Below are 14883 nucleotides of genomic sequence, written 5' to 3' on the forward strand. Positions count from 1 at the left end.
GAAGGAGGCGCCGTGTCCCAGTGGAACCTGTCGGTACGCCTGTCCGGCCAGGGCAGCGACCTGGTCACCACGCTGCGCCGCGCCTCCACCGAAGCCCGCAAACTCCAGCGCGACATCGCCGCCGCCCGCCGCGAGATCACCCAGCTGCGGCAGGCCGCCCGCAGCCCCATTCGTATCGGCGTCACCGTCGATGCCCGCAACCTGCGCCGCGAAGTCCAGCAGGCCGCCCGCGGCGCCGGCGGGCAGCGCATCACCATCCCCCTCAGCATCGACGGCCGGGGCCTGCGTCAGCAGGTCCGCACGGCGCTTGCCTCGGCCGGCACCGGCAATCGGCTCCGCGTCCCTCTGACGGTGGACGCCTCCCGCATCCGCCAGGAGGTCCGTCGCGCCGTCACCGCCGCCGGGGCCGGTAACCGCATCACCATCCCACTGCACGTCGACGGTGACCGCTTCGCCGCCAGTCTCCAGCGGGCCACCACCCAGGCCGCTGCCGGGCTGGACCGGCTGCGCGACGCCGCGCAGAACACCTCTCACGCTCTGAGCAGCCTGCAGCGCCATGCCCGCGAGGCCGGGCAGGAACTCGGTGACTTGCGTACCCAGGCCGTCACCGCGGCCGCCGGCCTACGGTCGGTGAACACTGCTGCCGGGCGGGCCGACGGCCGCCTGGACACCCTGTCCACCCGTTCCCGCACGCTGCGCACCGACCTGGACTCCCTGGACGGTTCCGTGCAGCGCGTCGGCGGCAGCCTCGGCGGGCTGCGGGGCAGCATCGGCCGTGTCGGCTCCTCCAGCCAGAGCACCAGCATGAGCGTGCGCAGCCTGCTGGGCCTGCTGGTGGCGCTGTCCACGGCGGCCGTGCCGGTCGCCGCGTCCACCGTTGCGGTAGCCGCCAGTCTCAGCGCCACCGCCGCGGCCGCGGGCGCCAGCGCCACCGCCTTCGGCATCGCCCTGGCCGGGCAGGTCGGTGCCCTCGGAGACGCAGCCGACGCCCAGAAAAAGTACGACGAAGCCGTCCGCGACCACGGGGCCGCCTCCAAAGAGGCCGGGGAAGCCCAGATGGCCCTGCAGCGGCAGCTGGCCGCGATGCCCGCCCCGACCCGGCAGGCGTCCGCCGCCCTGTCCTCCCTGAAGACCCAGTACCAGGACTGGTCGGACTCCCTGGCCGGCGACACCATGCCCGTCGCGGTCAAGGGCTTCCAGACCCTCAGCGCCGTCATCCCCAAACTGACACCGCTGGTCAAAAGCGCCGCCGCCCAGTTCGACCGGCTGATCACCCTGACCGCGGGCGGCATCAACAGCGGCTCCTTCGACCGGCTGTTCGCCGAGTTCGACCAGTTCGCCGCAGGCTCCCTCGACAAGGTCATCGACGGGCTGGTGCACCTGATGCGGGTCCTGTCCGGCGGCGCGCCGCCCGGCAGCGCCGCGCTGCGGTCCTTCATGGACTACGCCCGCAGCGTCGGCCCGCAGGTCGGCGACACCCTCACCAACCTCGGTCAGGCGCTGCTGCATCTGCTGGAAGCCTCCTCCGAAGCGGGCGTGACCATGCTGACGCTGGTCAACGCCCTCGCCCAGCTCGTCAACGCCGTCCCCGCCGGGGCCATCAGCGCTTTCATCCAGATGTACGCCGCGCTCAAGCTGGTCCAGCTCGGTATGGCGGGCATCACCGCAGTGGCCTCCAGCCAGGCCATCGCCCGCATCGGGCACTTCCTCGCCGTCGTCCGCGCCGGCGGCCTGTCCACCGCCGCCACCGGCCTCGTCGGCGGCATGAGCGCCATGTCGAAGGCCGTCGGCATCGCCGCCGCCGCGTTCGCCGCGTTCTACGCCGGACAGAAAATCGGCGAAGCGTTCTGGAAGCAGACGCCGTACAACGCCGAACAGATGACCCGCGCTTTCACCGAGCTGTCGACGACCGGCCGCCTGGCCGGCGTCGACATGGGCCGCCTCGCCGACAGTTTCCAGCGGGTCCAGGACGCCTCCCTCGCCGACACCATCTACGACTACGGCACTTTCCACTCCAACGAGGAGTGGAAGAAAGCCTCAGGTGACCTGGAGTCCTTCGACGCCAAGCTCGCCTCGCTGGTCAAGAACGGCAATCCGAAGCTCGCCGCGCAGGGCTTCACGATGCTGTCGAACGCGCTGAAGAAGCAGGGCTACAGCACCGCCGAGATCCAGAAGGCGCTGCCCGAGTACACCAGCGCCCTGGCCGACGCCAAGGAAGAACAGAAGCTCGCCGCAGCGGCCATGGGGCTCTTCGGCGAGCAGGCCCAGCAGACCTCCGCGAAGCTCCAGGCGCAGAAAGCCAGCGCGGACGGGCTGCGGCAGGCGATCCAGGAGCTGAACAACGCGCAGCAGCAGGGCCTCGGCGGAATGATCGGCTTCGAGGCGGCCATCGACGCCGCCGCGGATGCCGCGAAGAAGAACGCCGGCGCGCTGACGATGACCGGCGGGCAGCTGAACCTCAACTCGGAGAAGGCCCGCAACGCCGCCACAGCGCTCAACGACCTGGCAGCCAAGACAGACGAAGCCGCGGCCAGCGCCCGTCAGGCCAATGCGCCTTGGGAGACCATCAACGGGATTTACCAGCGCGGCCGCAATCAGCTCGTTGCCAGTGCCATGCAGATGGGCCTGACCAGCGCCCAGGCCAAGGCTCTCGCTGCCAGCATCCTGACGATCCCGGACAAGAAGTCCACTCAGATCGAGATGAAGCGCGAGGATGCCCTCGCAGGACTGCAGTCCGTCCAGGCGGAACTGGCGAAGACCAAGAGCAAGACCGTTACGGTCGACGCACTTACCCAGGTAGCTGAAGACAACCTGGTCGCCCTGGGATTCAAGGTCACCCACCTGGAAGACGGCCGGGTTCAGGTCACTGCAGAAACTGCAGGTGCCAGGGCGAATCTCGACACTCTGATCAGTCAGATCAGGGCCATGCCCGGTGGAAAAACGATCGCAATGGCAGCGGCCACCGGCGGCGCCATCCGCGACTTGCAGAACCTTAAGTCAGCAGTTCAGCAGCAGCGAGGCAAGACGATCACGATGAACGTCCCGACTGCTGAGGGACGCCGCCAGCTCGAACTCCTGGGCTACAAGATCCAGAGCACCAAGGGCAAGCAGGTCACCGTCTCAGTGCCGACCGGTGGTCCCCGCGCCAGCGTCTCCGCGATCCAGGCGGCGATCAACAGCCTTCAGGGGCGCCAGGTCACTGTCAGCATCTTCAAGACCACGTACGTCGACGAGGTCAAACGAAACACCTACGGCCCCTACGCAGACGGATACCGGTACGGACGGGCCCGTGGCGGCCCAGTGCCGGGCTACGCATCTGGCGGCGACGTGCAGATGTACCCGGCTGGTGGCTACGTCCGCGGGCCCGGGTCCGACACATCCGACTCGATCCTGACGCTCATGTCGGCTGGCCCTGTCCGGCTCTCTGACCGCGAATACGTAATTCGCGCGGCCGCGGTACGGCGATACGGTCTGCCGTTCCTGGATGCGGTCAACAAGGGGAAGTATCCGGGCTTCGCAGACGGCGGAGCGGTACCTGGCTTCGCGTCGGGCGGTGTCACCGACTGGCGCTACGACCCCACCAGCGGCAGCCTCTACTCCCCGTCCGACGCCGGATCCGCCGCCCACAAGACGAAGAAGGTCAAAGGCAAAGAAGTCCAGTACTTCGACCTGGGGGCGCTCGAGTCGAAGCTGCGCTCCAGCTCGAAGGCGACCGCGGCCTGGTCGAAGGACCTGGAGACGGTCGCCGACCGGGTCGGCTCCGACGTCGCGGACGCCCTGGCCAGCATGGGTCAGGACGGTGTCGCGCTGACCAAGAAGATGGCCAACGGGTCGGCGAAGTACATCAACGAGATGGCCGCGAATCTGAGAGGACTGGCCAAGACGGCTCGGGCCAGCCTGACCGACTACACCCGCCAGCTCAACGCGGCCAACAAGGTCGACGCCGCGTTTGCCGCGGACCTCGCCAAGCTGTCCGCCGCTGGCTACGGAGACCTGGCCAAGCAGCTCGCCGCGCAGAACGACAAGGCGGCCCAGGAGCTTGCCGCGGCCGCGGTGAAGGACAGGAAGAAGGCCTCCTCGGCGAACTCCGCGGCGAAGACAGCGAACAACGCGCTCACGAGCGAGCAGGTCGCGCAGCTCGTGCAGATCATCGCCGCCATCAGCAAGAGCACCACCGGCATCCACGACGTGGCCGCGGCGACCGGGCTGGGGGAGGACGACATCGTCGCCGTCGCCACGAAGGCCCGCTCGCAGATCTCCTCCAGCCTCGGCGGCCGCGCCACCCGTTTCCTGTCCGACCTGGGCAAGGCGCAGAAAGGCCTGGCGTACGCCAACGGCGGCATCCGGCCGGGCATCTACGGCACCAAGGCCGGGGCGGTGACCTTCGCCGAGCCGGCCACCGGGGGAGAGGCGTACATCCCCCTCGGCGCGAACAAGCGCCGCTCCGCGACCGCGGTCCTCGGGGATGTCGCCGGGCGCTTCGGCCTCGGGCTGCAGGACGCCGGCTCCCGCGTCGTCATCATCCGCGAACAGGGACCGCTCGTCGGCACCCAGACCTTTCAGATCAGCAGCGGCGGCACCGCCACCGACACCGCCCGCGCGGTCGAATCGCGCACCGCCTACCAGCTGCGGCGCCTGGCCCGAGGAGGCGCACGATGACCACCCCCATCCCCCTGGAAGACGGCCAGCACGAACTCGCCGGCGTCCTCATCGGCAAAGGCACCGTGGTGACCATCGCCGCCATCGAAGGTCTGGGCCAGCCCGAGCTGCGCACCGGCGATGTCGAGCCACCCGGGGAGGACGGGCTGTGGCTCGGCACCGACTACTACTCCGGCCGCACCCTGCGCCTGGACACCGCCATCAAGACGCCCGGCAGCCCGCAGGCCGTCCTGGACACGCTCGCCGCCCTCCAGGAAGCCGTCGACAGCGCGACGGTACGCGGCGTCGGCGGCGCCACGGTGGACCTGCGGCTGAAGCTGCCCGGCCGCGCGGCACGCGTCGTCCGCGGACGGCTCCGCAAGCTCGAGCCGGACCTGTCGAAGTACCTGCACGGCTGGGCCCCGGTCGACATCGAATTCCAGGCCGCCGACTACCTCTACTACGCAGACACGCCCGACACCACGTCCATGCCCCTCGGCGGCCTGACCGAAGGCGGCATGACCTTCCCCCTGATGTTCCCGTTCACCATCGCCGGTGACCCATCCGCCGTCGGCCGCCCCGGCTTCCTCCAGGTCGCCGGCACGGCGAACACCTGGCCCGTCATCCGCATCAGCGGGCCGTGCGCCAACCCCACCATCCGGCACATCGCCTCCGGCCGGGCCCTGACCCTTCAGGTCAGCCTGGCCGCGGGGGAGTGGGCTGAGATCGACACTCGCCCCGGCTGGCGGACCGTCCTGCGCGACAACGGCGGTGGCGTCCCTCTGCTGCCCACCTCGCGTATCGACCAGTTCGTCCTGACCCCAGGGCTGAACGAGATTCAGTGGACCGCGACGGACCCGACCCTCACATCCACGCTGGCCGTCACCTGGTGGCCCGCCTACAAGGCCCTCTAGGAGCACACCGATGGCACTGGAAAGCACGCCGATCGCGGTGACCGGCGGCGAGCACACCGCCCAAATGTTCCGCATGATGGTCCGGGACCTGTCCCGGGCGAATGAGGGCATTACCGAGGGCGACCACCTGAAGGTGACCGCGCTGTCCACGCCCGGCGCCGGCGTTCAGGTCGCCGACGGCTCTGCCACGATCATCGGTCGGGTGTCCCCGGTGCAGGGCAGTTACAACACCTACAACATCGGCAGCGCCACGGTCGGCATCACTGCCACCGGCGGCACCACCCGGTCCGACATGGTGGTGCTGCGGGTCGAGGACCCCGAGTACGAGGGCAGCAAGAACCCCTCCCAGTGCGCGTACTTCGACGTGATCCCGAACGTCAGCAGCTCGGCGGTCACGGTCCCGTCGGGCTATTCGGCGATCCCGCTGGCCCGCATCGACATCCCCGCGTCCACGGCGACCATCACCAACAGCATGATCGTTGACCTGCGGAAAGTCGCCAATCCCCGGCGTGAGCGCATCCTGCTGCCGTACTACTACCCGACCAGCCTGGTGCAGATATCCGGGACGTCGGAGACCTGGCAAACCTTCCCCGCCCTCGGGTCCGCGACCCCGCCCGGCTCCATGGTCAAGGTCGCCATTCCAGCCTGGGCCGCCACCGCGAAAGTCATCTTCGCTGCCACCAACCTGTACTTGTCCGACGGGTACGTCTTCGGTGGCTTCCGCTTCAAGCTGGGCAGCGTCGAAGCCGCCGAGTGGGTCTCCATCGACGACAACGCCTCCGGTGTGCGCCGGGCCTACATCGAGATGATCGAAACGATCGACCTGACCACCACTGCGGGGGCGGCGATGCGCGGCACTACGCAGTCCCTGTTCTCGCGGATGCGGACCCGCTCCACCAACGCCGGGAAAATCGGCGTGGACGGCGCGACCACGTTCAAGGTCGACGTGGAGTTCCTTGAGGGGCGCCTGTAGTGGGCCGCTGGCGCTTCTGGATTCAGCACGCCCTGACGGGGGAGGTGCTGCATCCCGCCCTGCCTCTGACGGGTGTGGAGTTCGGGCGGGAGCTGAACGGCCCCGGTCACCTGTCCGGCAGCTTGTCGCCGAAGTTCCTGCGGGCCAGCAACGCCTCCGTCATCCCCACCACGTCCCTGATCTACGCGGAGGCCGACGGATTTCTCCGCTGGGGCGGGCTGATCTGGAGAATCGACAGCGAAGGCCGCGAACTGCACGTGGAGGCCGCGGGCTGGTCCTCGTACCTGATGCGCCGCCACGACCACCACGGCGAGCTTGGCGGCCGCGGCCCCTACGTGAACGCGGATCCGTGCAAAATCATCCGCGACGTGTGGGCGTACGCCCAGGGCCAGCCGGACGGCAACCTCGGCGTCGTCGTGGACACCACCACCTCCAGCGCGAAAGTCGGCACGACCGCGGAGCCGTGGCACAGCTACTGGTACGAGACCCCCAAGCTCGGCGACCACATCGACCACCTGGTCGGCGAGGACGGCATGCCGCAGTACACCTGCGCCAGCGAGTACCAGACCAACGGCACCGTGAAGAAGCGCCTCCTGCTGGGCTACCCGCGCCTCGGAGCCCGCCGCACCGACATCAGCTTCCGGTCCGGCGTGAACATCGTCGGCGCCCCGCGCCCGGAGTGGGACGGCGACGAGTACGCAAACGTCGTCATCGGCCGCGGCTCCGGCGAAGGCACCGCCACCCGGTTCGCGGTCGACGGGGTCCGCAACGGCAGCCTGCGCATGGAGTACGTCCTCGAGTTGCCGACCGTCAACGGCACCGACGTCCTGGGCAGGCGGATCGCGGCCGAGCGCAAGAAGCGCATCTGGATGGGCGAGGTCACCGAGATCACCGTCCGGGACCACCCCAACGCGCCGCTCGGGTCGTGGCAGATCGGGGACGACGTGCTGGTGCGGGTGGACACCGAGTGGTCGTACTGGTCGGGCTGGTGCCGCATCACCGCCGAGTCCTACCGGCCCAGCGACGCCCCCGACCAGGCCACGCTCACGCTCGCCCGGGCGGACAGTTTCCACTACGGCGCCCCGGAGGTGGCCTGACATGACCGACCGCTCCATCGCCCGCGAGCTGAACGAGCTGCGCCGAAAGCTCGACGCGATCGCCAAGGGACAGCGGGTCGCGCACGGCGCAAGCATCGACAACGCGTCCCTGGAAGTGCGTGACGACGGCGGGAGCCTGCGTGCCATCTACGGGCAGCAGGCGGACGGCACCAGCGGCGTCCAGGTCGTCAACGGCCCCCCGCCGCCGGCGCCGTCCGCGCCGGTCGTGGCGTCCGTGCTGGGGGGTGTCACGGTCTCCTGGGACGGTGCGTTCGCCGACGGCGCGGTCATCCCACTGGATTGGTCCCGCGTCGAAGTCCACGCCTCCACCAGCGCCGGGTTCACGCCGACCGCGGGGACGCTACAGTCCACGATCGAGACGGCGCAGGGCGCCACCGTGGTCGTGGTGACGGACGACCCGGTGTACCTACGCCTGCTGGCACGCAACACGTCCGGCGCCGCCTCGCCTTCCTCCGCCGAGGCCGGACCGTACGGCCCGGCGCCCGTCGTCGCGACCGACATCCTGGACGGCGTCGTCACCGAGGTGAAACTCGCCAACGACGCCGTCACCGCCGCGAAAATCGCAGCCGCAGCAGTCGGCACCACTGAGATCAGCGACGACGCCGTCACCACCCAGAAGATCGTGGCCGGTGCGATCCTCGCAGGTCAGATAGCCGCCGGTGCCGTGCTGACCGACAAGCTGGCCGCCGAGGCCGTGACCGCAGCGAAAATCGCGGCCCTGGCCATCACCACGGACAAGCTGAACGCCAACGCGGTGACGGCCGGCAAGCTCGCCGCGGGGAGCGTGGACGCCACCGCCATCGCCGCCGACGCCATCACCGGCAAAGTCATCACCGGCGGCACCATCACCGGCACCGACATCAACGGCGCGACCGTGACCGGCGGCACCCTACGTACTGCTGCCAGCGGATCCCGCGTGGTCGTCACCCCCACACCGCCTTTGCCTATCGTCCAGCGCCCGTCCGTCCTGCTCTACTCCGGCGCGGCAGGCGAGGCAATGCCCGGCCTGCTCAATGCGGGAACCTCCAGCTCACAGCCCATCACCGTCCTTGCCTCCCCCACCATCTCCCAGGACGCCGGAGGGAACTACACCAACTCTGTCCTGTCCTTGCTCCCCGCGAAGGCCGGCTCGTACGGCGGCAAATTCTCGATCATCACCACGCTGCCGACGGGCAGCAGCGAACTCGGGCACAGCACGATCGACGCGGCCAGCGCGTCCACTAGCTCCGGCACGTCCTACCTGTCTCTGTCCGCCAAGGACGGCAGTGCGACCGGCTCCCTGTCGGCCGTCTTCGTCACCGGCGAGTACGTGAACGTCAACGCCAACGGCAGCATCGCGCAGTTCACCAGCTCGGGGCTGACCGTCCCCGGCACCGTCACCGCCCGGAACACACCCGTCATCATCACCAAAACCGGGAGCACCGACCGGGCCAGCACCACGATCCGGACCGCCGACCCGGACCTGACCGTCTCCCTCGCCGCGAGCGCCACGTACACGGTCGAATTCAACCTGATGCTCGGCGGGAGCCAGTTCGCGCTGGTCGTCACGGAGTGGCTGGTGCCCAGCGGCGCAACCGGCCTCAGAGGCTGCATGGGCCCTGCATCATCCGCCACCAACACGACCGCGGGGAACATCAACGCCGACGGCATCCTCATGCGGTCCGGCGCGCACGGCTTCGGCACCGCCGTCACCTACGGCCGCCGCGACATCAACACCAACCTGGTCCTCGCCCAGGAGATCGGCACGGTCACCACCACCAGCGCCGGCACCTTGTCCCTCGCCTGGGCGCAGTCCACCTCCTCCACCACCTTCAACCGGATGGGGGCCGGATCCTGGATGCGCGTCATCCGCATCGCCTGACCGACCAGGGGCAACGCCGCCCCACACCAGCCCTACTCTGATCACAGACGCCCCTTCCGCCACCATGAAAGGGCGCACAGCCACATCAGCTCAGGCGCGGGGAGTGCAGGAGCAAGGTCGGTGCCCGACCTGACCGTGCGTGAGTACGACCCATCCCCGGGGCTGGGCCGGCACCAGGTACTCGACTCGCGTAGCCTCGCCTACCGCCGGCGCTACGACGGGCAGCCGATCCGGCCGACCGCGTGGGAGCCCCGCATCCCCGTCCTCGACCAGTCGAATCTCCTGGCCCAGGGCATCCACACAAAAGCCCTGTTCAACGGATCGGGTGTCGACGATGTGGATGCGCTCGCCTCGTGTACGGGCAACGCCGCCGCCGTTCTCCTCTCCACCATCCTGACCAAGGAGGCGTGCGCGGCCGCGGGCCTCGACACCGACAACGCGGCCGCGGCGGAGACCTGGGCCATCGGCCTGTACGCCGACGCCACCACCTGCGACCAGTGGCACCAGTACACCTGGCCGACGCAGGACTGCGGCTCCTCCGGCCTCGGCGCCGCCAAGGCCCTCCGCGCCCGCGGACTCATCGACCAGTACGGGCATGCCACCACCGCCGAAGAACTCTGCGCGCTGCTGCAGACCGGGCCGGTGCTGATGGGCATGCCCTGGTACGCCGCCTGGGACACCCCGCCTGCCAACGGCCTCCTGGACGACATCCCCGACTGGGACCGCTCACCGGTCGCCGGCGGCCACGAGGTCGTCATCACCGCTCTCGAAGCCGTGGCCCGGATCGACGGTGACCTCTCCTACGACCACACCGTGCTGCGCGCCCAGAACTCGTGGTCCGCCTCCTGGTCGGACCACGGCTCATTCAGGTTCTCCCTGGACCTCTACCAGCGCCTCCGCGCCGACATCGACCTCATCCAGCCCCGCTTGGACGGATCCCGCGCATGACGACCTACCACGTCGCGGTCGACCACCTCGACCCCGAGACCAGCGAACTCACCACCACCTACCTGGGCACCGTCGACCAGGAGCATGCCGACGAAGTCCGCGCCATCGCGGCCCTCGAGGACGCCCCGCGCTTCGTACGGGAGCACCCCCGGCAGGCTGGGTCGTTCATGGTGCTGCGCGACGACGGCGACCTGGACGTATACGTACCGACCGACGCCCCCGAGTTCCAGGTCCGGCAGCCGGACCCTATGCCGCTCACCAGGAACTCCGGCGGGGACGCGGCACCGGACAATGCACAGTTCGCGCAGAAGAAGTCGACCGACAGCCACACCGCCGAGGACTTCGCTCCACGTGGCGCCGTGGGCCCGGCGTACATTTCCGGCGTCGCGAAGTTCGGTGGCCAGTCCATCGGCGGCGCCATGGACACCCCCGGCAACCCGCCGAGGGCGGTGTGGCACACCACCGAGTCTCCGGCCGGCGGCAGCTACTTCACCAGCATCGCTGCGTACCTGATCCGGGTCGGAGCGGAGCCGCAGGTCATCTACGACCCGGTGACCGACCGGACGGGCCAATTCGGGCCGCTCACTCAGTCCGGCCGCGCCCTGCGCAACGACGGCAGTCGCCGTACGAACCGCGAGGGCAAGGTTTGCATCCAGGTCGAGGTGCTGGGCCGGGCCGCCTCCCCGTGGACCTCCGGTTTCGACCCGGCGAAGAAGCCGAACTTCCGGAGGCTCATCGCGGCGATGCGGGCGCACGGCATCCCGGACACCTGGCCTGCCGGGAAGCCGGCGGCCACTGCGTCAGCAGCCAGGCGGGACCGCGCGACGTGGCAGTCGAAGGGTGGTCACTACGGGCATTCGCATGTACCTGGCAATGATCACTGGGATCCGGGCAACATCGACACCGCCAAGGTACCCGGCGGCACAAGCAGCGGCGGCGACTCCGACAGCGGATCCAGCACCGGTACGTACACGGTGCAGAAGGGCGACACGCTCTCCAGCATCGCTGCGAAGTTCAAGACCACCGTGGCCGGGCTGGTCTCCCTCAACGGCATCAAGGACCCGAACAAGCTGGCCGTCGGGCAGAAGCTGAAGATACCCGGCACCACCCCGGCACCGTCGTACGAGCCGTTCCCCGGCGCTGCGTTCTTCCACGCCGGACGCAACAGCCCCGTAATTACGGCTATGGGCCGCCGCCTCGTCGCCGAAGGGTGCGGCCGCTACTCCCAGGGACCCGGGCCTAACTGGACCAACGCCGACAAGGCCAGCTACGCCGCCTTTCAAAGGAAGCTCGGCTACTCCGGCTCCGACGCGGATGGCATCCCCGGCAAAGCCAGCTGGGACAAGCTCCGCGTCCCCAACGTCTGACCTCCACCACCTACTCATCGGAGATGCATCGTGAAGATCCTCGGGCGTGAGCCCTCCGCATGGCTGGCCCTCGTATCCGTCATCGTCCAGTTCGTCTCGGCGTTCGTCATCGAGGTGTCCGCCGACACGCAGACCGCTGTCAACGCGGTCGCCGCGGCGGCCATGGGCCTGATCCTGGCGTTCATGGTGCACGACGGCGTCATCGCCGCGCTGACTGGGTTCGCGCAGGCGGGCCTCGCGCTGGGCATGAACCTCGGCCTGGACTGGTCCAGCGCGCGGCAGGCAGCTGCAATGGCGTTCGTCACGATCGTGGCGCAGTTCTGGTTGGTGCGTGACAGGGTCACCGCGCCGGTACCGGCCGCCGCTCTCAAGGCATCCATACGTTCGGTTTCCTGACCGCCATTTGTTAGCCCCCTACGGAGCACCTCATGCCTGATGAGCCGTCTCTGGGAGAGCTGGGACGGCTCATCCAGCTTATGCGCGGGGATTTCCGCGACGACATGGCGCAGCTCAGCATGCGTCTGGACAAGGTCGTGTCCGTTGAGCGGTACGACCCCGAGCAGGCCAGCGTGAAGAAGGACATCGCTGATCTGACCCGGGCGGTGGAGGGTCTGGCCGCGCAGCGTGAGAAGGATGCGGAGCGGGTCACGCAGACCCGCCGTTGGATGATTGCGTCGGTCATCGTCCCGCTGATCGGCATTGTGCTGCCTCTGATGGTGATGCTGCGAGGAGCTGGAGCGTGAGTAGGGCACAGGCAGGGAAGCAGCGGCGGCGTGGTGACTACCTGGCGGCGGCCGGGGCGATCGTTGCTGCGGTGGCGCTGGCCGCCATCGTGATGGGGTTCCTGGTCATGTCGCGGCAGCTGACGGCGGCGAACGAGGCTAGGGATCAGTTGGCGGCGCAGGTCCAGGCGTTGGGTGCTACGCCGGTGGCGGGTCCGCCGGGATCCAGGGGTGGGCCGGGGGACGTCGGTCCGTCTGGGCCTCCGGGCCCGTCGGGGCGGCCGGGTAAGAACGGAGCCGATGGAGCTGACGGGGATGCGGGGCCGCCGGGGGATGACGGCGTGGACGGGCCGAGCGGGAAGTCCGGCCAGGACGGGGCTTCAGGTCCTGCGGGATCTCCGGGTCCGGCGGGAGGGGATGGGGCGGACGGCAGTAACGGTGCCGACGGCCAGCCCGGACCGGCTGGTCCAGCGGGGCCGGCCGGAGCAGAAGGCCCGCAGGGGCCTGCGGGCGAGAAGGGGGACGCCGGAGAGCGAGGCCCGGCGGGGCCCGCGTGCCCGGACGGTTATTCGCTGCAGCCCGCTCGGGATGATCCGGATGCGTTGGTATGCCGACGTGACGGGGCGCCCAGTCCGGACCCGTCACCAACTCCGGGACAGGTAGCGGGGCTGACGCCGGAGCGGAGGCGACCCTGATCCGGTGTCGTATAGAAATGTGGAATAAATAACCTGATCTTGCTTAGGCTCCGCTTATCCAGCCCTGCCCGCCCTTGACCTGGTCGTTTCCTTTTTCCCTGGCTCTTTGGCTGGTGATCCGGCATGCTGCCCAAATGGATGTTCCTGGTGCGGTGTTCGTAGTGCTGACGGGTCCGGTGGAGCGTCGGGAGGAGGCTCTGGCTGCGGTACAGGCTGCTGGCATCTATGCCGAGCGGTCGGTGCGGGATGAGGGCCGGGCGGTGGAGGCGTTTTTCTACGACGGTTCGGGGTGTGGGTCGTCGGCGTTCATGGAGGCGTGTGCGGAGCGGGCCCGGGGGCGTGCGAGGGCACTGGGTTCTCGGTGGAGATGACGGGCGTGCTGGGCGGCGGTGGCGCTGCCACGCGGAAGCATGTGTACGTGAAGGGCCGGGAGGGTGTGGTGGGGTTCGCGTACGAGGACTATCCGTTGCCGTTGGCGTGGCAGCAGCTGCGGTATGCGGAGCGGTTCGGTGTGCCGGTGGGCGATGTGGAGTTCCGAGACCCGCCGGAGCTGCGGGTGCCGGACGCTCCTGACGCCTGACTTAGGGTGGAACGTGGCGGTGCCCGGCCTGCTTGTCTCAGGCCGGGCACCGTTCTGCGTCTCCGCTACTGCTTGGCGGTCTGCTGATCCCGCCACTCCAGGCGCAGGTCGCGAAGAGCGCTGGCGATCTCGTCATACCGGGCACGAGCACGGTTGAGGTCCTTGCGCGCGTCCTCGGCGTCCGCCTCCAGTCGCTGTCGCTTCTCCTCGTACTCTTCCTCAGTCATGGCCGGTTTCCTTACTTCTCGGTGGTGGGATCCGGGCCGTACACGGCGCCGTCGTCGTAGATCCCGTCGCTGATAACCGTGTCGTTGTGCGCAGTCTCGGATGGGCCGTAGGTCGCGCCATCGTCGTAAATACCCATGGTCTCGGTCATGCTCGGTGGCTCACTTCTCGGTGGGTGGGTCTGCCGGAACGGCCTTGTTGACTGTGCCAGTGAAGTCCCGGATTGCCCGAGATGCTCCGGCCGCTGCCTGCCCAAGGGTCTTGCGGTTGGTGGGCTGCCCGTGCTTGTCCAGGACGCGGTACAGGCGGGAGGGGGCATTGCGGCGGCGATGGCGATGGCCTTGCGGTCGGCGTGGGGGCTGGTCTTGTCGGCGGCGACCATGACGAGTTCGCGGAAGGCTTCCAGGTGCTGGATGACGCGGGAGGTCTGGGCGAGGGTGTCGATCAGGTCGTCGAAGTTCTGCGCGTGCTGCGGTGGTTCGACCTTGACCTGGTTGTTGAGGGCGTGGATGAGCGCGTTGGTGAAGTCGGGGGCGAGGCCGGGCGTTGCTTTCGGGTTGCCGTTGAAGTCGGTGTAGGTGACGGGTGTCTTCTTCATGACGCATACGCTACACGTATTGCGAACGCTACACAACTGGTTCCGTGAGGGTGATTCCGCTGCCTGCACCCCTCCCGCGCACGATGGCTCTCAGCGAAGAAACGGTGGCATGCCTCCGTTTTCTGGTGAACCGTCATAGGGCGCGCTGACGACATGGACTCCGTGCAGGCTGCTGAGCTGATCCTCATCGCCTCCGTCCGGCGTAATGCCTTCCTGATCTCGTGCCTGGTCCGCGATAAGCTCA

At 68.9% G+C, this 14883-nt stretch carries 12 protein-coding genes; 10 read left to right on the top strand and 2 right to left on the bottom strand.

Going from position 1 to position 14883, the window contains the following annotated elements; genetic code table 11:
- The first annotated feature begins 12 nt into the window (after positions 1-12).
- From ACEXOX_RS44725 to ACEXOX_RS44770, 10 genes are all read left to right on the top strand, one after another.
- Positions 13-4659 carry a hypothetical protein gene (locus ACEXOX_RS44725; protein ID WP_406526864.1) on the top strand — a complete coding sequence of 1549 codons (4647 nt, stop codon included), beginning with the start codon at positions 13-15 and terminating at the stop codon, positions 4657-4659.
- Positions 4656-5552, top strand: a complete 897-nt coding sequence (locus ACEXOX_RS44730; protein ID WP_406526865.1) for a hypothetical protein — start codon at positions 4656-4658, stop codon at positions 5550-5552. Before ACEXOX_RS44725 ends, ACEXOX_RS44730 begins: the two co-directional genes overlap by 4 nt.
- 10 nt (positions 5553-5562) lie before the next feature.
- On the top strand, positions 5563-6525 hold the full coding sequence (locus ACEXOX_RS44735) for a hypothetical protein (protein ID WP_406526866.1): 963 nt from the start codon (positions 5563-5565) through the stop codon (positions 6523-6525).
- Positions 6525-7622: a hypothetical protein gene (locus ACEXOX_RS44740; protein ID WP_406526867.1), complete on the top strand. Its 1098-nt coding sequence runs from the start codon at positions 6525-6527 to the stop codon at positions 7620-7622. The genes ACEXOX_RS44735 and ACEXOX_RS44740 overlap by 1 nt, the downstream gene beginning before the upstream one ends.
- 1 nt (position 7623) lies before the next feature.
- Positions 7624-9504, top strand: coding sequence for a hypothetical protein (locus tag ACEXOX_RS44745; RefSeq protein ID WP_406526868.1), 1881 nt, complete (start codon positions 7624-7626; stop codon positions 9502-9504).
- A gap of 120 nt (positions 9505-9624) precedes the next feature.
- Positions 9625-10452, top strand: a complete 828-nt coding sequence (locus ACEXOX_RS44750; protein ID WP_406526869.1) for a hypothetical protein — start codon at positions 9625-9627, stop codon at positions 10450-10452.
- Entirely contained in the window at positions 10449-11819 is a 1371-nt protein-coding gene (locus tag ACEXOX_RS44755; RefSeq protein WP_406526870.1) for a peptidoglycan-binding protein, read from the top strand. Before ACEXOX_RS44750 ends, ACEXOX_RS44755 begins: the two co-directional genes overlap by 4 nt.
- A 30-nt stretch (positions 11820-11849) precedes the next feature.
- Positions 11850-12215: a hypothetical protein gene (locus tag ACEXOX_RS44760; RefSeq protein WP_406526871.1), complete on the top strand. Its 366-nt coding sequence runs from the start codon at positions 11850-11852 to the stop codon at positions 12213-12215.
- Between the two features lie 32 nt (positions 12216-12247).
- Positions 12248-12562 carry a hypothetical protein gene (locus ACEXOX_RS44765; RefSeq protein ID WP_406526872.1) on the top strand — a complete coding sequence of 105 codons (315 nt, stop codon included), beginning with the start codon at positions 12248-12250 and terminating at the stop codon, positions 12560-12562.
- Between the two features lie 1041 nt (positions 12563-13603).
- Complete coding sequence (locus ACEXOX_RS44770; protein ID WP_406526873.1) at positions 13604-13816, top strand: hypothetical protein; 213 nt, start codon at positions 13604-13606, stop codon at positions 13814-13816.
- A 65-nt stretch (positions 13817-13881) separates the two neighbouring features.
- Here the strand turns inward: ACEXOX_RS44770 and ACEXOX_RS44775 are convergent, their stop codons facing one another.
- Positions 13882-14043 (bottom strand): hypothetical protein, encoded by a 162-nt coding sequence (locus tag ACEXOX_RS44775; protein WP_406526874.1) that lies wholly within the window; start codon positions 14041-14043, stop codon positions 13882-13884.
- A gap of 11 nt (positions 14044-14054) precedes the next feature.
- The gene (locus ACEXOX_RS44780) at positions 14055-14639 is read right to left on the bottom strand and encodes a hypothetical protein (protein WP_406526875.1); all 585 of its coding nucleotides are present in this window, start codon (positions 14637-14639) and stop codon (positions 14055-14057) included.
- Between the last annotated feature and the right edge of the window lie 244 nt (positions 14640-14883).

It is taken from the genome of Streptomyces sp. Ac-502 (assembly GCF_045222935.1).
In the GTDB taxonomy this organism is placed as follows: Bacteria; Actinomycetota; Actinomycetes; order Streptomycetales; family Streptomycetaceae; genus Streptomyces; species Streptomyces monomycini.

Excerpts from the sequence above, each read along its gene's own strand:
- ACEXOX_RS44730 (WP_406526865.1), top strand. The coding sequence starts at position 4,656 with ATGACCACCCCCATCCCCCTGGAAGACGGCCAGCACGAACTCGCCGGC.
- ACEXOX_RS44735 (WP_406526866.1), top strand. The coding sequence starts at position 5,563 with ATGGCACTGGAAAGCACGCCGATCGCGGTGACCGGCGGCGAGCACACC.
- ACEXOX_RS44745 (WP_406526868.1), top strand. The coding sequence starts at position 7,624 with ATGACCGACCGCTCCATCGCCCGCGAGCTGAACGAGCTGCGCCGAAAG.
- ACEXOX_RS44755 (WP_406526870.1), top strand. The coding sequence starts at position 10,449 with ATGACGACCTACCACGTCGCGGTCGACCACCTCGACCCCGAGACCAGC.
- ACEXOX_RS44765 (WP_406526872.1), top strand. The coding sequence starts at position 12,248 with ATGCCTGATGAGCCGTCTCTGGGAGAGCTGGGACGGCTCATCCAGCTT.
- ACEXOX_RS44770 (WP_406526873.1), top strand. The coding sequence starts at position 13,604 with ATGACGGGCGTGCTGGGCGGCGGTGGCGCTGCCACGCGGAAGCATGTG.
- ACEXOX_RS44775 (WP_406526874.1), bottom strand. The coding sequence starts at position 14,043 with ATGACTGAGGAAGAGTACGAGGAGAAGCGACAGCGACTGGAGGCGGAC.
- ACEXOX_RS44780 (WP_406526875.1), bottom strand. The coding sequence starts at position 14,639 with ATGAAGAAGACACCCGTCACCTACACCGACTTCAACGGCAACCCGAAA.